Annotated in this window: 16 protein-coding genes; 10 read left to right on the top strand and 6 right to left on the bottom strand. The window is 67.7% G+C overall.

Features of this window, described 5'->3' with window-relative positions; translation table 11 throughout:
• Positions 1-15 precede the first annotated feature (15 nt).
• The gene (locus H0X95_RS13990; RefSeq protein ID WP_034202390.1) at positions 16-1,668 is read right to left on the bottom strand and encodes an acyl-CoA synthetase; all 1,653 of its coding nucleotides are present in this window, start codon (positions 1,666-1,668) and stop codon (positions 16-18) included.
• Between the two features lie 168 nt (positions 1,669-1,836).
• Here H0X95_RS13990 and H0X95_RS13985 point away from each other — a divergent pair, with 168 nt between their 5' ends.
• From H0X95_RS13985 to H0X95_RS13955, 7 genes are all read left to right on the top strand, one after another.
• Complete coding sequence (locus tag H0X95_RS13985; protein WP_006481933.1) at positions 1,837-2,580, top strand: Crp/Fnr family transcriptional regulator; 744 nt, start codon at positions 1,837-1,839, stop codon at positions 2,578-2,580.
• Positions 2,581-2,765: 185 nt separating this feature from the next.
• Positions 2,766-5,933, top strand: coding sequence for an efflux RND transporter permease subunit (locus H0X95_RS13980; RefSeq protein WP_196446089.1), 3,168 nt, complete (start codon positions 2,766-2,768; stop codon positions 5,931-5,933).
• Between the two features lie 36 nt (positions 5,934-5,969).
• Positions 5,970-7,199 carry an efflux RND transporter periplasmic adaptor subunit gene (locus H0X95_RS13975; RefSeq protein ID WP_196446088.1) on the top strand — a complete coding sequence of 410 codons (1,230 nt, stop codon included), beginning with the start codon at positions 5,970-5,972 and terminating at the stop codon, positions 7,197-7,199.
• A 5-nt stretch (positions 7,200-7,204) separates the two neighbouring features.
• Entirely contained in the window at positions 7,205-8,710 is a 1,506-nt protein-coding gene (locus tag H0X95_RS13970) for an efflux transporter outer membrane subunit (protein ID WP_080403590.1), read from the top strand.
• 32 nt (positions 8,711-8,742) lie between these two features.
• Positions 8,743-9,438 carry a heavy metal response regulator transcription factor gene (locus tag H0X95_RS13965; RefSeq protein WP_006485649.1) on the top strand — a complete coding sequence of 232 codons (696 nt, stop codon included), beginning with the start codon at positions 8,743-8,745 and terminating at the stop codon, positions 9,436-9,438.
• Positions 9,435-10,919: a heavy metal sensor histidine kinase gene (locus H0X95_RS13960; protein WP_196446087.1), complete on the top strand. Its 1,485-nt coding sequence runs from the start codon at positions 9,435-9,437 to the stop codon at positions 10,917-10,919. The genes H0X95_RS13965 and H0X95_RS13960 overlap by 4 nt, the downstream gene beginning before the upstream one ends.
• 99 nt (positions 10,920-11,018) lie before the next feature.
• Positions 11,019-11,606 (top strand): LysE family translocator, encoded by a 588-nt coding sequence (locus H0X95_RS13955; protein ID WP_196446086.1) that lies wholly within the window; start codon positions 11,019-11,021, stop codon positions 11,604-11,606.
• Between the two features lie 12 nt (positions 11,607-11,618).
• Here the strand turns inward: H0X95_RS13955 and H0X95_RS13950 are convergent, their stop codons facing one another.
• Complete coding sequence (locus tag H0X95_RS13950; RefSeq protein WP_006485655.1) at positions 11,619-12,464, bottom strand: helix-turn-helix domain-containing protein; 846 nt, start codon at positions 12,462-12,464, stop codon at positions 11,619-11,621.
• A 232-nt stretch (positions 12,465-12,696) separates the two neighbouring features.
• Positions 12,697-13,254: an inclusion body family protein gene (locus H0X95_RS13945; RefSeq protein WP_006485654.1), complete on the bottom strand. Its 558-nt coding sequence runs from the start codon at positions 13,252-13,254 to the stop codon at positions 12,697-12,699.
• Positions 13,255-13,617: 363 nt separating this feature from the next.
• Here H0X95_RS13945 and H0X95_RS13940 point away from each other — a divergent pair, with 363 nt between their 5' ends.
• The 3 genes from H0X95_RS13940 (at position 13,618) to H0X95_RS13930 (ending at position 16,046) form a co-directional block, all read left to right on the top strand.
• Positions 13,618-14,172, top strand: coding sequence for an AidA/PixA family protein (locus H0X95_RS13940; RefSeq protein ID WP_006485650.1), 555 nt, complete (start codon positions 13,618-13,620; stop codon positions 14,170-14,172).
• 122 nt (positions 14,173-14,294) lie between these two features.
• Positions 14,295-14,849: an inclusion body family protein gene (locus H0X95_RS13935; RefSeq protein ID WP_077189155.1), complete on the top strand. Its 555-nt coding sequence runs from the start codon at positions 14,295-14,297 to the stop codon at positions 14,847-14,849.
• Positions 14,850-15,251: 402 nt separating this feature from the next.
• Positions 15,252-16,046 carry an SDR family NAD(P)-dependent oxidoreductase gene (locus tag H0X95_RS13930; protein WP_006485656.1) on the top strand — a complete coding sequence of 265 codons (795 nt, stop codon included), beginning with the start codon at positions 15,252-15,254 and terminating at the stop codon, positions 16,044-16,046.
• A gap of 38 nt (positions 16,047-16,084) precedes the next feature.
• Here the strand turns inward: H0X95_RS13930 and H0X95_RS13925 are convergent, their stop codons facing one another.
• The 3 genes from H0X95_RS13925 to H0X95_RS13915 form a co-directional block, all read right to left on the bottom strand.
• Entirely contained in the window at positions 16,085-16,459 is a 375-nt protein-coding gene (locus H0X95_RS13925; protein ID WP_048985535.1) for a hypothetical protein, read from the bottom strand.
• Positions 16,460-16,681: 222 nt separating this feature from the next.
• Positions 16,682-17,752 carry an AI-2E family transporter gene (locus H0X95_RS13920; RefSeq protein ID WP_006485660.1) on the bottom strand — a complete coding sequence of 357 codons (1,071 nt, stop codon included), beginning with the start codon at positions 17,750-17,752 and terminating at the stop codon, positions 16,682-16,684.
• Between the two features lie 138 nt (positions 17,753-17,890).
• Entirely contained in the window at positions 17,891-19,000 is a 1,110-nt protein-coding gene (locus H0X95_RS13915) for an NADH:flavin oxidoreductase/NADH oxidase (protein ID WP_006485651.1), read from the bottom strand.
• Positions 19,001-19,135 lie beyond the last annotated feature (135 nt).

The following is a 19,135-nucleotide window of genomic DNA, read 5'->3' as shown; positions in this document are numbered from 1 at the left end:
GCGGCCGGGCCTCGACTACTTCTTGTCGCCGGCCAGGTCGATCGCCTTGTCCGAGCCGACCGCGTGGCGCAACTGGAACTTCTGGATCTTGCCGGTCGACGTCTTCGGCAGTTCGCCGAAGCGCACGGCCTTCGGCACCTTGAAGCCCGCGAGCAGTTGCCGGCAGTGCGCGACGATCTCCGCCTCGGTCGCGCTCGCGCCTTCGCGCAGTTCGACGAACGCGCACGGCACCTCGCCCCACTTCGGGTCGGGCATCGCGACGACGGCCGCCACGGCCACCGCCGGATGCCGGTACAGCGCGTCCTCGACCTCGATGCTCGAGATGTTCTCGCCGCCCGAGATGATGATGTCCTTCTTGCGATCCTTGATCCGGATATAGCCGTCCGGCATCAGCACCGCGAGATCGCCGGTATGGAACCAGCCGCCGTGGAACGCCTCGTCGGTCGCCTTCGGGTTCTTCAGGTAGCCCTTCATGCAGATGTTGCCGCGGAACATGATCTCGCCGAGCGTCTCGCCGTCGGCCGGCACCGGCGTCATCGTGTCCGGGTCGAGCACCGTCGCGCCCGCTTCGAGGTGGTAGCGCACGCCCTGGCGCGCATTCAGCCGCGCGCGCTCCTCGTCGGACACTGCGTCCCAGTGCGATTGCTTCGCGCAGACGGTCGCCGGGCCGTAGACCTCGGTCAGCCCGTACACGTGCAGCAGGTCGAAGCCGATCTCCTTCATCTTCGCGATCACGGCCGGCGCGGGCGCCGCGCCCGCGACCATCGCGTGCACCGTATGGTCGATCCCCGCGCGGAACTCGGCCGGCGCGTTCGCGATCGCGCTCTGCACGATCGGCGCGCCGCAGTAGTGCGTGATGCGCTCGCGGCGAATCAGGTCGAACACGGTCTTCGCATCGAACTTGCGCAGGCACACGTTCACGCCCGCGCGCGCCGCGACGGCCCACGGGAAACACCAGCCGTTGCAGTGGAACATCGGCAGCGTCCACAGATACACCGCGTGCTTCGGCATGTCCCATTCGAGGATGTTGCTGATCGCCGCGAGGTACGCGCCGCGATGGTGGTAGACGACGCCCTTCGGGTCGCCGGTCGTCCCCGACGTGTAGTTCAGCGCGATCGCCTCCCATTCGTCGGCGGGCGGCGTCCACGCGTAGTCGGGGTCGCCGCCGGCGACGAACGTCTCGTAGTCGGTCGCGCCCGCGAAACGGTCGGGGTCGGCCGGCAGCGCGTCGGCCACGCTGACGATCTTCAGGCCCGGCACCTCGAGCGCCGCGCGCTGCGCGACCTCCGCGTATTCGGTGTCGACGATCAGCACCTTCGCCTCGCCGTGACGCAGCATGAACAGCACCGACGACACGTCGAGCCGCGTGTTGATCGTGTTGAGCACCGCGCCGGCCATCGGCACGCCGAAGTGCGCCTCGACCATCGCCGGGATGTTCGGCAGCAGCGCCGCGACCGTGTCGCCGCGCCCGACGCCGGCCTGCGCGAGCGCGCTCGCCAGCTGCTTCGCGCGCGTGCAGGTCTCGCCCCACGTGCGCCGCACGTCGCCGTGCACGATCGCGAGGCGCTCGCCGTAGACTTCCGCCGCCCGGATCAGGAAATCGATCGGCGTGAGCGGCACGTAATTGGCATCGCGGCGGCCGAGCCCGGCCTCGAACATCTGCGTCATGATCCTGTCTCCCGTGTTCTGTCGACCGGAGCGCACGCACCCCGGATCGTTTTGATGTGGTTCAATTGCCGACAGCCTAACGGGCGCTATTGTGAGCCGTCTGTCATCGAAACGACAGAGTGCCGCTCGAGCGCTGCGCGTTATCCCTATCCTCGCAAACCCGCACCCATGCACGACCATCCCGACGCGGCCGCCGCCCCGGCCGACCCGCCTCCCGCACCGGGCCCGCTGCCGCCGCTGGCGACACTGTTCGGCCAATGCGCGTGGTTCCGCACGCTGGCGCCCGAGCACCAGGCGCTCGTGCTGGCCCAGTCGCACGTCGAACAGTGCGAAGCCGGCGACGTGATCGCGCACCGGCTCGCGCCTTCCGCATACTGGATCGGCGTCCATCAGGGGCTGCTGAAGCTCGCGATCTTCAACGTGTCGGGGCGCGGCTGCACGTTCTCCGGCGTGCCGTCGGGCGGCTGGTTCGGCGAAGGCAGCGTGATCAAGCGGGAGCTGCGCAAGTACGAGGTCGTCGCGATCCAGCGCTCGACCGTGCTGTTCGTGCCGGTCGACACGTTCCATGCGCTGCTCGACACGAGCCTGCCGTTCACGCGGTTCGTGATTCATCAGTTGAACAACCGGATGGGCGAATTCATCGCGTCGATCCAGAACAGCCGGCTGCTCGACGTCGACGCGCGCGTCGCGCAGGCGCTCGCGCAGCTCTTCAACCCCGCGCTGTACCCGGATACCGGCCCGTCGTTGTCGATCTCGCAGGAGGAACTCGGGATGCTCGTCGGCGTGTCGCGTCAGCGGATCAACCAGGCGCTGCAGCAACTCGAGAAGCTCGGCGCGTTGCGGCTCGCGTACAACCAGATCGACGTCGTCGATCTCGATGCGCTCGCCCGCTTCGGCATGGAGCAGCTTTGAGCGCCGCCCGATGCGCGAAACCGTCGCGATCGCGGCGGCGCATTCCGTCTGCGGAATCGGCCGACGGCCCGCGCGCCTCAACCTGACGATTCCGCCAGTTTCACGACAGTAACCCGTGCCGGGCCGACGCCTATCATTCGGGTTCCCTTCACCGCCGCCCGATCACCGCCTGCCCCGCCGCCTCCATGTGGATCGTCAATCTCGCGCTCAGGCGCCCCTACACGTTCATCGTGATGGCCATCATGATCGTGCTGGCCACCCCGCTTGCGCTGATGCGCACACCGGTCGACGTGCTGCCCGCGATCAACATCCCGGTGATCAGCGTGATCTGGAATTACAACGGCTTCTCCGCGACGGAGATGACGAACCGCATCACGTCCGTGCATGAACGGGTGCTGACGACGACCGTCAACAACATCCAGCACGTCGAATCGACGTCGCTGCCCGGCATCGCGGTCGTGAAGGTGTTCCTGCAACCGGGCGCGAACGTGCAGACGGCGATCGCGCAGACGGTCTCGTCCGCGCAGGCGATCGTGCGGCAGATGCCGCAGGGCGCGACGCCGCCGCTCGTGATCACCTATTCCGCGTCGAGCATTCCGGTGATCCAGCTCGGGCTGTCGAGCAAGACGCTCAGCGAACAGTCGCTTGCCGACATCGCGCTCAACTTCCTGCGCCCGCAACTGATCACCGTGCCGGGCGCGCAGATCCCGTTCCCGTACGGCGGGCGCACCCGCGTGGTCGCGATCGACCTCGATCCGCAGGCGTTGCTCGCGAAGGGCCTCACGCCGGCCGACATCGTCAACGCGGTCAACGCGCAGAATCTCGTGCTGCCGACCGGCACCGCGAAGATGGGCCAGACCGAATACCGGATCGACACGAACGCGTCCGCCGATACCGTCGCCGACATCAACGACCTGCCGGTCCAGACCGTCAACGGCGCGACGACCTACCTGCGCGAGGTGGCGTCGGTCCGCGACGGCTTCGCGCCGCAGACCAACGTCGTGCGCCAGAACGGCCAGCGCGGCGTGCTCATCTCGATCCTGAAAAGCGGCGACGCGTCGACGCTCAAGGTCGTGTCGGACCTGAAGGCGCTGCTGCCGAAGGTGATCCCGACGCTGCCCGAGGGGCTCACGATCACACCGCTGTTCGACCAGTCGGTGTTCGTCAACGCGGCCGTCCAGGGCGTGATCCACGAGGCGCTGATCGCCGCCGTGCTGACCGCGATGATGATTCTGCTGTTCCTCGGCAACTGGCGCAGCACGCTGATCATCGCGATCTCGATTCCGCTGTCGATCTTCACGTCGCTGATCGCGCTGTCCGCGCTCGGCGAGACCATCAACATCATGACGCTCGGCGGGCTCGCGCTCGCGGTCGGCATTCTCGTCGACGACGCGACCGTCACGATCGAGAACATCGAGCGGCACCTCCATCTCGGTACGAACCTGCACGACGCGATCCTCGAAGGCGCGGGCGAGATCGCGGTGCCCGCGCTCGTGTCGACGCTGTGCATCTGCATCGTGTTCGTGCCGATGTTCTTCCTGACGGGCGTCGCGCGCTTCCTGTTCGTGCCGCTCGCGGAAGCCGTGGTGTTCGCGATGCTCGCGTCGTACGTGCTGTCGCGCACGCTGGTGCCGACGCTCGCGATGCTGCTGTTCCGCCCGCAGCAGGCGCACACCGGTGCCGACCATTCGGCGTCGCGCTTCGCCCGCATCCATCACGCTTTCAACCGCGCGTTCGAGCGGCTGCGCGCGTGGTACATCGTGCTGCTCAGCATCCTGCTCGTGCGCCGCCGCTTCTACGCGCTGTGCTTCCTCGGCTTCTGCGTGCTGTCGACCGGCCTCGTGTTCATGCTCGGCCGCGATTTCTTCCCGAACGCCGATTCCGGCAACATCCGGCTGCACATGCGCGCACCGACCGGCTACCGGATCGAGGAAACCGCGCGCCTCGCCGACCAGGTCGAGCGCGTGATCCGCGAAACCGTGCCGCCCGACGAGCTCGGTGCGATCGTCGACAACCTCGGCCTCCCGGTGAGCGGCATCAACCTGTCGTACAGCAACGCGGGCACGATCGGCACGCTCGACGGCGAGCTGCTGATCGCGCTGAAGCCCGGCCACCGCGCGACCGGGCACTACGTACAGACGCTGCGCACGCTGCTGCCGCAGCGCTTCCCGGGCGTCGAGTTCTTCTTCCAGCCGTCGGACATCATCACGCAGATCCTCAACTTCGGGCAGCCGGCCGCGATCGACGTGCAGGTGCTCGGCAACGATCTCGCGAGTAACATGACCATTGCGAGCAGCCTGATGAAAAAGATCAGGCAAATCCCCGGCGCCGTCGACGTGCACGTGCTGCAACGCAACGACGAGCCGACCCTGCTGGCCGACATGGACCGTACGCGCATGCAGCAGCTCAATCTCTCCGCGCAGAACGTCGCGCAGAACATGCTGATCTCGCTGTCGGGGAGTTCGCAGACGACGCCGTCGTTCTGGATCAACCCGCGCACCGGCGTCCAGTACCCGCTGCAGATCCAGACCCCGCAATACAACCTGTCGTCGGTCGACGACCTGCTCGGCACGCCGATCTCCGCCAGCGGCCGCGCCGGCGCGCCGCTGCAACTGCTCGGCAACCTGGTGCAGGTCCGCAGTACCGTGAACCCGGCCGTGATCACGCACTACAACATCCGCCCGGCGATCGACGTGTACGTGAGCGTCGAGGGCCGCGACCTCGGCGCGGTCGCGGGCGAGATCGACCGCATCGTGTCCGACGCGCGCGCGACGCTGCCGCGCGGCACCGCCCTCGCGATGCGCGGCCAGATCGAGACGATGCGCACGTCGTATCTCGGCCTCGGCGCGGGCGTCGCGATGGCGATCGTGCTCGTCTACCTGCTGATCGTCGTCAATTTCCAGTCGTGGCTCGACCCGCTGATCATCATCAGCGCGATGCCGGCCGCGCTCGCCGGCATCGCGTGGATGCTGTTCGTCACCGGCACGCACCTGAGCGTGCCCGCGCTGACCGGCGCGATCATGACGGTCGGCGTCGCGACCGCGAACAGCATCCTGGTCGTGTCGTTCGCGCGGCAACGGCTCGCGGCCGGCGCGCCGCCGCTCACGGCCGCGCTGGAGGCCGGCGCGACCCGGATCCGGCCGGTGCTGATGACGGCGCTCGCGATGATCATCGGGATGGTGCCGATGGCGCTCGGTCTCGGCGAAGGCGCCGAGCAGAACGCGCCGCTCGGCCGCGCGGTGATCGGCGGGCTGCTGTTCGCGACCGTTTCGACCTTGCTGTTCGTGCCGCTCGTGTTCGGCGGCGTGCATTCACGGCTGGCCCGTCGGCGCGCGCGCCAGGCCGGACACTGACTTTCGCCCCACTACCCGGTTGAATTGGTTGAATTCATGGAAGAGAAACATCACAGCGCCGTCGGCATCCAGGTGGACGAACACGGCATGCACCTGCCGACGCGCGCGTCGGTGTCGCGACGCGGATGGGTCGTCCTGATCGTGATCGGCGTACTGCTGGCCGCCGGCGCCGCGCGCACGCTGATCGTCAACGGGCTGAACCGCAACCGGCTCGACGCGGTCGCCGAGCAGAACACGCGCCAGTACGTGAACGTCGTGCATCCGGTCGACGCGGCCACCGGCGGCAAGCTGACGCTGCCCGGCACGCTGCGCGGCTTCGTCGAGGCGCCGATCCATGCGCGCGCCAGCGGCTACGTGCTGCGCTGGCAGGCCGATATCGGCGCGCACGTGAAACAGGGGCAAACGCTCGCCGAGCTCGATACGCCGGAGCTGAACCAGGAACTGGCGCAGGCCACCGCGCAACGCCAGCAGGCGCAAGCCGCGCTCGCGCTCGCGAAGACGTCGTTCGACCGCGCGCAGCAGTTGCGCCAGCGCGATGCGGTGTCGCAACAGGAACTCGACGACCGGCGAGGCGCGTTCAACCAGGGCACCGCGAACCTCGCGGCGGCCGATGCGAACATGCGCCGCCTCACCGAACTGAAGGGGTTCCAGCGGATCGTCGCGCCGATCGACGGGATCGTCACGCAGCGCAACGTCGACGTCGGCGATCTCGTCAATTCCGGCAACGCGGGCCGCGCGCTGTTCACGGTCGTGCAGGCCGACCGGCTGCGCCTGTACGTGCAGGTGCCGCAGGCGTATGCGCAGCAGGTGAAGGTCGGCCAGCACGTGAGCGTCGCGCAGGCCGAGCTGCCGGGGCGGACGTTCGACGGCACGATCACGCGCACGTCCGAGGCGATCGACGTCGCGACGCGCTCGCTGCAGATCGAGATCACACTGCCGAACCCGGACGGGCGGCTGCTGCCCGGCGCGTACGTGCAGGCGACGCTGCCGATGACGCCGGTCGGCCGCCTGCAGGTGCCGGCCAATACGCTGCTGTTCCGCGCCGAAGGCCCGACGGTCGCTGCCGTCGATGCGAACGGCCAGGTCCACCTGAAGCAGGTGACGGTCGTGCGCACGATCGGCCAGACGCTCGAAGTCGACGGGCCGATCACGCCGAACGACCGCCTCGTCGCGAACCCGAGCGACGCGCTCGCGAACGGCGACCGGGTCGTCGTGCAGGCGCCGGCCGCGCAGCCGGCCTCCGCGGTCGCGGGAGCGAAATCGTGATCGCGATGCGCACGCGCGTGCGGCCCGTGGCGCTCGCCGCCATCGTTACGGCCGCCGCCGTCGCCGGCTGCACGGTCGGCCCGGATTACCGGCGCCCGCCCGTCGATACACCGGCCGCGTGGCGGCTCGATCCGGCCGACCAATACTGGCAGCCGGCCGCGCCGGCCCGCGCGCCGCTCGATCCGGTCTGGTGGACCGCGTTCGGCGACGCGCAGCTCGACGCGCTGGAAGCCGACGCGCTGCGCAACAACCAGAACCTGAAGGCGGTGGCCGCGCGCTACGACCAGGCGAAGGCGACGCTCGCGTCGGTCGCGTCCGCGCAGTATCCGGCCGTCGGCCTGAACGCGAGCGGCCAGCGCTTCAAGATCTCCGCCGACCGGCCGCAGACCAACTACGCGACGCGCAGCATGTCGACCGTGCAGAACGAGATCCAGGTCGGCGCGGCGGTCAGCTACGAACTCGACCTGTTCGGCCGCGTGCGGCGCAACGTCGAAGCCGCGCAGGCCAGCTCCGAGCAGGCGCGCGACGATTTCGCGAATGCGCGCCTCGTGCTGAGCGCCGATCTCGCGTCGAGCTATTTCGCGTTGCGCGAACTCGACACCGAGATCGACGTCGTCAAGCGTTCGATCGATCTGCAGCAGAAGGCGCTGGATTACGTGAGCGCGCGCCACGACCTCGGCGCGGTATCGGGGCTCGATCTGCTGCAGCAGCGCGCGCAGCTCGACGCGACGCGCACGCAGGCGCAACTGCTGATCCAGCAGCGTGCGCAGGTTGAAACCGCGATCGCGACGCTGGTCGGCGCGCCCGCCCCCGAATTCTCGCTGCCGCCGCGCGTGGTGCCGATCAACGCGCCCACGCTGCCGACCGGCATGCCGAGCGACCTGCTGCAACGGCGCCCCGACGTCGCGTCGGCCGAGCGCGCGATGGCCGCCGCGAACGCGCAGATCGGCGTCGCGCGCGCCGCGTATTTCCCGCGCATCACGCTGTCGCCGGACCTCGGCTGGGACGCGACCCGCTTCGCGGGCCTGTTCACCGTGCCGGCGCTGCTGTGGTCGGTCGGCGGGTCGCTCAGCCAGCCGCTGTTCGAAGGCGGCAAGCTGAAGGCCGGCGTCGATTTCGCGCAGGCCGGCTACGTCGCCGCGCAGGCCAGCTACCGGCAGACCGTGCTCACCGCGTTCCAGGAGGTGCAAAATGCGGTGACCGGCCTGTCGGTGCTCGCGCAGGCCGCGCAGCAGGCCTCCGCGGCCGTCGACGACGCACGCAAGCTCGTGTCGCTCGCGCAGGATCGCTACGCGGGCGGCCTGACGCCGTTCATCGACGTGCTGACGGCCCAGCAACAGTTGCTGACGAGCGAGCGCCAGGCCGTGCAGATCCAGGGCCAGCGCGCGGCGCTCGTCGTGTTTCTCGCGAAGGCGCTCGGCGGCGGCTGGGACGGTGGCACCGAGAGTGGCCCGGCGCCGTCCGACGTCGCGTCGGCGGCCCCGCAGCGCGGCGCGGGTGTCGGCCCTTGACCCGCCCTTAACCGGTTACGCGGAAAACCAACATGAAAGTGCTGATCGTCGAAGACGAACCGAAAGTCGTCGAATACCTGAAGAGCGGCCTGACCGAGGAAGGCTGGGTCGTCGACACCGCGCTCGACGGCGAGGACGGTGCGTGGAAAGCCGTCGAATTCGACTACGACGTGGTCGTGCTCGACGTGATGCTGCCGAAGCTCGACGGCTTCGGCGTGCTGCGTGCGTTGCGCGCGCAGAAGCAGACGCCCGTCATCATGCTGACCGCGCGCGATCGCGTCGACGACCGCGTGCGCGGCTTGCGCGGCGGCGCCGACGACTACCTGACCAAGCCGTTCTCGTTCCTCGAGCTGATCGAACGGCTGCGCGCGCTGACGCGCCGCGCCCGCGTGCAGGAATCGACGCTGATCTCGATCGGCGACCTGCGCGTCGACCTGATCGGCCGCCGCGCGACCCGCGACGGCACGCGGCTCGACCTCACCGCGCAGGAATTCCAGCTGCTCGGCGTGCTCGCGCGGCGCAGCGGCGAGGTGCTGTCGAAGACGACCATCGCCGAACTCGTGTGGGACGTGAACTTCGACAGCAATGCGAACGTCGTCGAAACGGCGATCAAGCGCCTGCGCGCGAAGCTCGACGGCCCGTTCGCGGACAAGCTGCTGCACACGATCCGCGGGATGGGCTACGTGCTCGAAGCGCGCGAGGACGGCGACGCGGAGCGGCGCGCATGAAACGCTCGATCATCCTGCGGCTTTCGGCGATGTTCGGCATCGTGTCGCTGCTCGTGTTCACGCTGGTCGGCTGCGGGCTGTTCGTGATGATGGAGCGCCAGCTGTTCGCCGAGTTGCGCGCGACGATCGACACGCGCGCCAAGGTCGCCCAGATGATCGTGTCGCACGCGACCACGGCCGCGCGCGGCCGCCTGATGCAGGAAAAGCTCGCCGATCTCGAGCCGCCCGACGGCTCGACGCACTACCAGGTGATCAGCGACAACCCCGCGTTCCGCTTCGGCAGCCCCGTCGACGGCGTGCCGCTCGACCCGCCGTTCGGCGCGTTCCAGCGCTACCAGCTCAACGACAGCAGCTACGCGGTGATGACGAAAACCATCACGCTGGCCGGCGCCGGCGAGCGGCCGACGCTACAACTGGTGGTCGCGACGTCGTGCGAACGGACGCAGCGGATGCTGCGCCGCTTCGGCTGGACGCTGGCCGCGCTGATCGCGACGGCCACCGTCATCACGCTGCTGCTGAGCCGCGCGGTCGCGCGCTTCGGGCTCGCGCCGCTCGACCGGCTCTCGCAGGACGCGGCGAGCGTGAGCGCGACGAACCGCCGCCAGCGGCTGCACACCGACGCGCTGCCGACCGAGCTGCGCGATCTCGCAACGTCGTTCAACGGCGCGCTCGAACGGATCCAGCAAACCTACGCGCGGCTCGAAGCGTTCAACGCGGACGTCGCGCACGAGCTGCGCACGCCGATCAGCATCCTGATCGGCCAGACCCAGGTCGCGCTGACGAGCCGCGACCGGTCGGTCGACCGGATGCGCCAGACACTGCAGTCGAACCTCGAGGAATTCGAGCGGCTGCGCGTGATCATCAACGACATGCTGTTCCTGTCGCGCAGCGACCGCGGCGAACGCGCGACCGACCTGAAGGACGTATCGCTCGCCGACGAGGTGCGGCGCATGCTCGACTTCCTCGAAATCCCGCTCGACGAGGCGCGGTTGCGCGCCGAACTGCACGGCGATGCGCGCGCGGCCGTCGATCCGTCGCTGTTCCGCCGCGCGATGACGAACCTGCTGATCAACGCGATCCAGCATTCGGCGCCCGGCGCGACGCTGAACGTGACGATCACGCGCCGCGACGCGCTCGTCGAAATGGCCGTGTCGAACCCCGGCGAGCCGATCGACCCGGTGCTGCGCTCGCATGTGTTCGAGCGCTTCTACCGGCTCGAGGAAGCGCGCGCGAACAGCAAGGAAAACCACGGGCTCGGGCTGTCGATCGTCAAGGCCGTGGCCGAGATGCACGGCGGCGGCGTGTTCGTCGCGTGCTCGGGCGGCGTCAACACGTTCGGCTTCTCGGTATCGACGCAACCCTGCTCGGGCGGGCCGCTGCGGCCGGCCGATGTCGCCGGCGCGGTGGATTCGGCCGATTCGGCCAATCCGTCTGGTCCGCGCGACGCGCGGGCGGCGCACGCGCCGCGCGCGCTGCACTGACGGCGATCGCGCGCCGCCGAGGGCAGTTTTCTTCAATACGGGCCGACGCGGCGCCCGTAGTCTCGATACGACTTTCGACATGTCGCATGGAGACACCTGATGAGCATGCTGGTTTCGATGGCCGCGTTCGCGCTCGCCTCGTCGATCACCCCCGGTCCCGTCAACATCGTCGCGCTCAGCGCGGGCGCCCGCCACGGCCTCGGCGCGAGCCTGCGCTACGCGGCCGGCGCGACGCTCGGCTTCGTCGCGCTGTTCCTGCTGATCGGCCTCGGCCTGCACGCGGCGCTCGCGCGCTGGCCCGTGCTGACGACGGCCACGCAGTGGTCGGGAATCGCGTTCCTGCTGTACATGGCGCTGCGGCTCGCGCTCGACGACGGCCGGCTGTCGGCCGATCCGCACGGGGCCGGCCCGTCGGCGGCGTCCGGCGCGGCGATGCAGTGGCTCAATCCGAAGGCATGGCTCGCGTGCGTGGCCGCGATGGGCGCATATGCGGCCGATGGCGACCGCGCGCAGGTCTGGCAGTTCGCCGCGCTGTATCTGGTGATCTGCTTCGCGTCGATCGCATGCTGGGGCTATGCGGGCGCGTCGTTGCGGCACCGGCTCGCGAACGCACGGCGCATGCGCGTGTTCAACCGGCTGATGGCGCTGCTGCTCGCGGGCAGCGCGCTGTTCCTGCTGGACGTGTAGCGGCTTCGCCGGTCAGCGCATCGCGCTGCGATACTGTCCGGGCGTCGCGGCCGCGATCCGCCGGAATGCGCGCTGGAAATGCGCCTGGTCCGCAAAGCCGGCGTCGAGCGCGACTTCGGCGATCGGCCGGCCGCGGCGCAACTCGGTGCGGCCGTACTGCACGCGCCGATCGATCAGGAACGCATGGGGCGTCATCCCGTAACGCGCATTGAACGCGCGGATCAGGTACGACGGCGACAGGTCGGCCGCCGCGCAGATCGCATCGAGCGTGACGGACTCGCGGCAATGGGCGGCGATGTAGTCGGCCGCGCGGGCGAGTTTCGCGTTGTCGTCTCCCGGCCGCCGGTCGGGCAGCTCACGGTCGAGCGCGCCGTGCAGCGCCGTGAAGAATTCGACCGCCGCACTTTCCTTGCCGAGCGCATCGATGCCGGGCGACACGAGCGTGCGATAGAAGCCGCCAAATTGCGCGAACAGGTCGCCGCGGTCGGTCCACTTCGGCGAAAACCCGTGGAAATCGCGGTTCGGATCGTGCCCCAGCGAGTGTTGCAGCCGCGCGAGCCACGGCACGTCGACATAGACCATCCGGTATGCCCACGCATCGGGGCCGTAGGGATTGCAGGCGTGTACCTGCTCCGGATCGATGATCACGAGCACGCCGCGGCCGACGTGCGCGTTCGTCGCACCGTTTACGTACGTGCTCGTGCCGCCGACGATCGCGCCCACCGACAGCGTGTCGTGCGTGTGCTTCGCATAGCAGATCGCACGCCCGTCGTCGACCGTGCGCGCCTCGATGAACGGCAGCGCGGTATCGCGCCAGAACGGCGACGGTACGGTGGATCGGTTGGCGGTACGGTTCACGCGGCGGGCTCCGGTTCGGACGAATGCTCACCGTACAAGACTGTGCGGCGCCGCGCAACCGCACCGCCCGGCTTCGATGTTCGGTTGAATCGTGCCCACGACGATGATCGTGGGCACGATCCTGCCCGTCGCCGGCGCCCGACACGATGTCGCGCTTGGGCCGGGACATCGCGCCCTGTACCCGCCTACAGGCGTTTCCGCCTGCTCGGGCGCCGACGTCGAGACGGTCGGATCAGGCCGGCACGTAGATCTTCGGATCCCACCAGTAGTAGCCGAACAGTTCCTGGTTCTGCCCGCCGACGAGCTTGTAAAGCGCGAAGCAAACGCCGAAATATTCGGTGCCGCTTTTCCTGACCGACGAGTCGAAAGTCGCGAACGTGAGTTGCTTCTTCAGCGGCGGGAGGCCATTGCGGCTCCCCGAATCCGGGTTGGGCTCCACCGCGCCATTGCGGACGACGGTGTTGCAGACGAACGGGTTGAATACCTCGTCGCCTTGATAGCGCGGGATGTTGTAGATGATCACGGCATCGTCGGAGTTGTCGTAGATCGACACGCCGGTGAACTGGACGCGGTCACCCGGATATGCGGTGATTTCCAGGTCGGCCGTACCCTGCCCCTTGACGCCACGCGCGCCGGTGCAAATCAGGAACTGGCCATTGTGGGCGATGCCCGTCGGCTTGTTCGGATCCTGGCTCGGATTCGGATACGTTTTCTTGACCCATTCCGTATCGATCACCGCGATGATGTTGATGTCCTGTGCGCTCGATGCAAGAGTGACTTCGGTAGCCATGGCTGATCTCCATTCATTAAGCGTTATGAATTTAAATCCGACGACGCGTCATTGGCGCGTCAAGGACAATATCGTCCTCTTCGGCAATCGAAATCAATTACAGTCGATTACGCGGCGACGAACGTTTTAATTCAGACCCAACAACCCGATTCCAGACCGAAAAAATCCATAAAAATCAATTACAGTCGATTACACCGCGACATCGACCCCACCTCGTCCGCGAAAAGCAACTTTCATTAAAATAAATCCCCCATCAAACCTGACAGGTACTAAAACCAATATAAATGGCCAATACTGAAAAAGCGCATCGCCGATGCGCCACGCGCACCGCACGGGCAATTGGCCCACCACGGAGGCATTCCAATGAAAGTCGATCCGAACAGTATCAATCTGGAAAAAGCCGCTCAGTCCATTCAAATTCTTGCAGTTATCGACACGAATTACATAAAGAGAAGTCACCCCAATCCGAGCCTGAACGCGCAGAATCCGACCAGCATCCCCAGCACTGCGTTGTTCATGCTCAACGGCCACGCGCCCGGCGTGAGCAGTTCGGAGGGAAACGGTAATCTGGGCCTGAAATTGAATGTCGGCGACAAGGTATCCCTGATGGGGACGTCGCTGGCCGACAATTCCGGAGACGCTGCGCTGATTTACCACGTCCAGCAATACTCGGGCGCTCAGGTGTTCGCTCCGTTTACCGCGGTGACCATCGAACAGGCTGGCGCGGCGAGCGCTGCCGAAACGCCGGACCTCATCGCGACCTCGGCGCAATCCCAGGTCTTCCAGGCATTCGAATCCGTCGCAAAATCCGCCGGATCCGAGTACCTCGCCACGTCTTTTGCGCTTTATACGCGGAGCCAGAACAGGAAATCCTTGTTCGGCTACTTCTTCTGGGTCTGGCAAGCCGCCGCTGCTTGACGCGAGCGCCGCCGACAACTCGCTCCGAAGCGATACGAGAGCGATTCAAGTCGGCAGATCTTGCGCGGCGCCCCGGACGGTGCCGCGCCTTTTCCGCGACAAAACCAAAATGGAGCACCCGTATGACAGCCGATCTTGGAAGCCTCACGCTCGACCCGAGCGCGCAGCAAATCGACATCCTTGCGGTAATCGACACGGAATACATCAAGTGGAGATACCCGCATCCGAGCAGGCAGCCCGAATTACCGATCGCCGTCGATCACCGCGCCGTGCGCCTGCTGTATACCGGTGCGCGGGGCGGGTCGATCGGAAACGGCCCGGCCGACCCTGTTCTGACGCTGTATCCGGGCGACACGGTTTCACTGAGGGCAGTCTCCCTCTATGGGAACGTGGATGACTCGGTGCTGATTTATCAGGTTTCGCACCTGTTCGGCCAGCAGGTATTCAACCCGTTTTCGCAGGACTTCCTCGACGTGAACGCCGTGCAATTGAATCCTGAAACGCGCGACGGCCTGCCGCCGGTGACGAAGCCGCAGACTTTCGTCAGCATTGGCTCCAAGGCAAGAGAGAGCGGGATAGAAACGCTTGGCGCGTGCTTCGGGCTCTATGCGCTGGAAAGAAGCACCCAGGAACTGGTCGGATACTACTGGTGGGACTGGTTCGTCACGTGCTCCTGATATTCGCCTTCCGGCGTTGACGGCTCACCCGTTCCGCGGGCAATAGTCACGAAATGGGCTGGCGGCATGCACGGCATCCGCCAGCATCGGCAGTGGCGCCGACTCTTTCCGGCCGACATTCGACCTGCTGCCATCGCGGCCGGCGAATACGTCGTCGGTCGGGTACCGCGCGGGTGAAGCACGCGCGGTACCCGATCTCACGCGTGGTTGCCCCGAGCCGGCACGGATCTCTCGCGACCGAGATCCACGCCGGCACTTCACGACTTCCGTCCCCGGCATTCCTGCATGACCGCCGCCGACGCGCTCGCGAGATGGCCTATTGACCGGAATTTGCCTAAGCTTTGAATTCCGTCCGCCGCGGCACGCGCGGCGCTTCCCGTTCACTCTTCCCCCGCCACGCTCATGCAGATCGATCTGAAAGGCAAGACCGCGGTCGTCACCGCTTCCACCGCCGGCATCGGGCTCGCGATCGCCGAAGGGCTCGCGCGCGCCGGTGCGCGCGTCGTCGTCAACGGCCGCAGCGACACGTCGGTGCAATCCGCGCTCGAGAAACTGCGCGACACCGTGCCCGGCGCAAGCTTCGACGGCGTCGCCGCCGACCTGTCCGATGCGGCCGGCGTCGCGCGTGTCACGCAGCACACGCCGGATGCCGACATTCTCGTCAACAACGCGGGCATCTACGGCCTGAAGCAGTTCTTCGACATCGACGATGCCGAATGGGAACATTATTTCCAGATCAACGTGATGTCCGGCGTGCGGCTCGCGCGGCATTACCTGAAAGGGATGATCGAACGCAATGCCGGGCGCATCGTGTTCATTTCGTCGGAATCGGGCCTGAACATTCCCGTCGACATGATTCATTACGGGTTCACGAAAACCGCGCAGTTGTCGATCGCGCGCGGCCTCGCAAAACTCGCGGCCGGCACCAACGTGACCGTCAATTCGGTGCTGCCGGGGCCGACGATGTCGGAAGGCGTGCGCGCGATGCTGAAGGCGCAGGCCGACGAAACGGGCCGCAGCATCGACGACGTCGCGGTGGATTTCGTGCGCACCGAGCGCGCGACGTCGATCATCCAGCGGCCGGCGCTGCCCGAGGAAATCGCGAACCTGGTCGTGTACGTGTGTTCGCCGCTCGCCTCGGCCACGACGGGCGCCGCGCTGCGCGCCGACGGCGGCGTGCTCGATACGATCGCGTGACGCGTGCGTGACACGCTCGCGCGGCGCAGGCGGCCGCGCTAGCGCGATGCGGCCTTGCCCGACTGGAGCGTGCCCTTGCGGTCGGCGTCCATGCACGAATCGAAGCCGTACTGCGTGACGACGCCGGCCTTGTCGAACACGACGAAGTACGACCGGTGATCGTTGCCGTGCTCGATGAAATAGTTGTAGCAGACACCGCTGCCGTTGCGGACCATCCAGACGCTGCGCGGGTTGCCGGCGGCGCGGACGACATCGGCGCGCGTCGCGCCGTGCCTCGACGCGGCCCGTGCCAGCGGCGTGCGCGAATACGAAAACGGCAGCCACGAGTCGAACCACGCACACCCATGCAACATCAGGCAGCTGGCGGCCAGGGACAGCGTCGCTGCGGGACGGGACATCGAAATCAATCGCATGCTCGGGGAATCTGCTGCGCCATGCCGGCGTGATCGAAAGCCCCATGCTACTCGACCTTTGGGTCCGGATCGAAAAGAAATGTAGAGATCGTTATCCGGATCCCTGCGATCGCAGGCGTCCTCGCCCGCCGAATCGTCAGCGATCGTTGCAGCCGTCACCCGCGTGCGTGTGCATCCGCGTCGTCGCACCGCTGCGTCGAGCCGACGCCACGGCATGCGCGCTCAAGCGATCCATTCGGCCCACAGCATCGTGAGCACCGTCATCAGCGCCGGGCCGACGAACAGCCCGATCAGGCCGAACGTCTCGGCGCCGCCGAGGATGCCGAACAGCACGAGCAGGAACGGCAGCCGTGTCGAACCGCCGATCAGCACCGGCCGCACGAAATGCTCGGCGACGAACACGACGATGAACCCGAGCGCCGCGACCACGACGGCCCACATGGTCGCCCCCTGCACGAACAGCCAGAGCGCCGCGCCGCAGAACACGACCGGCGCGCAGAACGGCAGCATCGCGGCGACCGCCGTGACGAGCCCGAGCAGCGCCGCATGCGGCACGCCCGCGAGCGCATACGCGACGCCGAGCAGCGCGCCCTCGCCGAGCCCGACGACGACGAGCCCCGTCACCGTGCCGTACACGGCCGCGACCATCCGCTCGATCAGTTCCGCGCCGTTGCGCCCGAACGCGCGCCGCGCGCCCTGCAGCAACGCACCCGACAGCTTGTGGCCCGCGCGCAGGATCACGAACAGCGTGACGAGCATGAAACCGAATTCGAGCAGCACGTGCGCGAGCTTCGTGCCGAATTGCCGGCCGAACGCGATGAATTTCTCGCTGTTGACGCCGTGCATCGCGGTGGCCGCATGCAGCGGATGGCCGAGATTGGCCTGCCACCATTCGGTGATCTGCGCCGCGCCGTACGGCAACCGGCTGACCACGTCCGGCAACGGAATGCCGTTGTCCTGGACCGTGTGCAGCCACTCGCGCAGGTCATGCGCCTGCGCGATCGCCTGGGTCGTCGCGACCGCCACCGGCAGCACGACGAGCAGCGAAATCGCCGCCGTGATGACGGTCGCGATCAGCGTCGGCCGGTCGCGGAACAGCCGGTGCGATTCGAAGCGCTTCAGCAGCGGCCACATCGCGATGGCGATCACGCAGGCCCACGCGATGGCGGGAATGAAGTCGCGGATCACCCACAGCGCGAGCACCAGCAGCGCCGCATACAACGCGACGCGGGCGATCTGTTGCGCGCGCGGCCGCGCGGCGGAATCGTGAGACGACGGCACATGTGCGCCCATGGCACCTCTGTCGAAAAGAAAAAATGGCGGTTCGCGCAGGCCATCGGCCTGGACGAACCGCCATTCTATCCATCGGCGCCCGACCGGCGCCGCGCGCGATGCGCGGAGCGCCGCGGCGCGGCGTCGACGTGCCCCCGCTTACGCCACCTTGTCCGCGACCCGGTAGCGTTCGAGCCAGTGCGCGTACGGCGCGGGCAGCGTCCACGACGGACGCTCGACGCCGAGCTGCTTGGCCGCGTAGTACGGCCAGTGCGGATCGGCCAGGTGCGCGCGGCCGACCATCACGAGATCGAGTTGCTGTTCCGCCACCACGCGGTTCGCCAGTTGCGGCGTGTCGATCCCCCACGCGGACGACACCGGCAGCCCGGCCTCGCGGCGCACGCGCTCGGCGATCGGCGCGAGGAACGCCGGGCCCCACGGAATCTGCGCGGTGGGCGTCGAGAAGCCGACCGACACGCTCAGCATGTCGAGCCCTTCCCGCTTCATCCGCTGCGTGAGCGCGATCGACTCGGCGAGCGTCTCTTCGTCGCGGCCGTCGTATTCGATCACGCCGAGGCGCGCGGTCAGCGGCAGATGCTCGGGCCAGACCTTGCGAACGGCGGCCAGCGTGTCGACGAGGAAACGGCCGCGGTTTTCGGCCGAACCGCCGTATTCGTCGGTGCGCTGGTTCGAATGCACCGAGAAGAAGCTCTGGCCGAGATAGCCGTGCGCGAAGTGCAGTTCCAGCCATTCGAAACCGAGGTCGCGTGCGCGCTGCGCCGACGCGACGAAGTCGGCCTGCACGCGGGCGATGTCGTCGTGCGTCATTTCACGCGGCACCTTCGGCAGATGCGCGCCGAACGGCACGGCCGACGGCGCGATGGTCTGCCAGCCGCGCGGATCGCCGTCGGCGATATGGTCGTCGCCTTCCCACGGGCGGTTCGCGCTCGCCTTGCGGCCCGCGTGCGCGATCTGGATGCCCGGCACCGCGCCGGCCGCCTTGATCGCCGCGACCGACGGCGCGAACGCCTCGGCCTGCACGTCGTTCCACAACCCGGCGCAGCCCGGCGTGATGCGGCCTTCCGGCGACACGGCGGTCGCCTCCGCGATCACGAGGCCCGCGCCGCCGCGCGCGATGCCGGCCAGATGCACGTGATGCCAGTCGTTGACGACGCCGTCTTCGGCGACGTACTGGCACATCGGCGGCACCGCGATGCGGTTGCGCAGCGTGACATCCTTGAGTTTGAACGGTTCGAACAGGGCAGACATCCACGACTCCTTTGCTTGGTTCTGCAAAACGGCTGGGAATGCGCCGCGCGGTGCGCACGACGCAACGATGCGGGCCGTCGGCGGGCCGGCAGCGCCCGGCGACGGCAAGGACGCGGCGCCGGCCCGGCCGGCGCC

The sequence above is a fragment of the Burkholderia sp. 9779_493 genome, from assembly GCF_015712215.1.
Classification (GTDB): Bacteria; Pseudomonadota; Gammaproteobacteria; order Burkholderiales; family Burkholderiaceae; genus Burkholderia; species Burkholderia cenocepacia.
The sequence above is the reverse complement of the archived record's forward strand: the minus strand, read 5'-3'. Positions and strand labels throughout refer to the sequence as shown.

Coding starts and splice junctions, on each gene's coding strand:
- H0X95_RS13985 (WP_006481933.1), top strand. CDS start 1,837: ATGCACGACCATCCCGACGCGGCCGCCGCCCCGGCCGACCCGCCTCCC.
- H0X95_RS13940 (WP_006485650.1), top strand. CDS start 13,618: ATGAAAGTCGATCCGAACAGTATCAATCTGGAAAAAGCCGCTCAGTCC.
- H0X95_RS13980 (WP_196446089.1), top strand. CDS start 2,766: ATGTGGATCGTCAATCTCGCGCTCAGGCGCCCCTACACGTTCATCGTG.
- H0X95_RS13955 (WP_196446086.1), top strand. CDS start 11,019: ATGAGCATGCTGGTTTCGATGGCCGCGTTCGCGCTCGCCTCGTCGATC.
- H0X95_RS13935 (WP_077189155.1), top strand. CDS start 14,295: ATGACAGCCGATCTTGGAAGCCTCACGCTCGACCCGAGCGCGCAGCAA.
- H0X95_RS13930 (WP_006485656.1), top strand. CDS start 15,252: ATGCAGATCGATCTGAAAGGCAAGACCGCGGTCGTCACCGCTTCCACC.
- H0X95_RS13960 (WP_196446087.1), top strand. CDS start 9,435: ATGAAACGCTCGATCATCCTGCGGCTTTCGGCGATGTTCGGCATCGTG.
- H0X95_RS13920 (WP_006485660.1), bottom strand. CDS start 17,752: ATGGGCGCACATGTGCCGTCGTCTCACGATTCCGCCGCGCGGCCGCGC.
- H0X95_RS13945 (WP_006485654.1), bottom strand. CDS start 13,254: ATGGCTACCGAAGTCACTCTTGCATCGAGCGCACAGGACATCAACATC.
- H0X95_RS13915 (WP_006485651.1), bottom strand. CDS start 19,000: ATGTCTGCCCTGTTCGAACCGTTCAAACTCAAGGATGTCACGCTGCGC.
- H0X95_RS13975 (WP_196446088.1), top strand. CDS start 5,970: ATGGAAGAGAAACATCACAGCGCCGTCGGCATCCAGGTGGACGAACAC.
- H0X95_RS13965 (WP_006485649.1), top strand. CDS start 8,743: ATGAAAGTGCTGATCGTCGAAGACGAACCGAAAGTCGTCGAATACCTG.
- H0X95_RS13925 (WP_048985535.1), bottom strand. CDS start 16,459: ATGCGATTGATTTCGATGTCCCGTCCCGCAGCGACGCTGTCCCTGGCC.
- H0X95_RS13990 (WP_034202390.1), bottom strand. CDS start 1,668: ATGACGCAGATGTTCGAGGCCGGGCTCGGCCGCCGCGATGCCAATTAC.
- H0X95_RS13970 (WP_080403590.1), top strand. CDS start 7,205: ATGCGCACGCGCGTGCGGCCCGTGGCGCTCGCCGCCATCGTTACGGCC.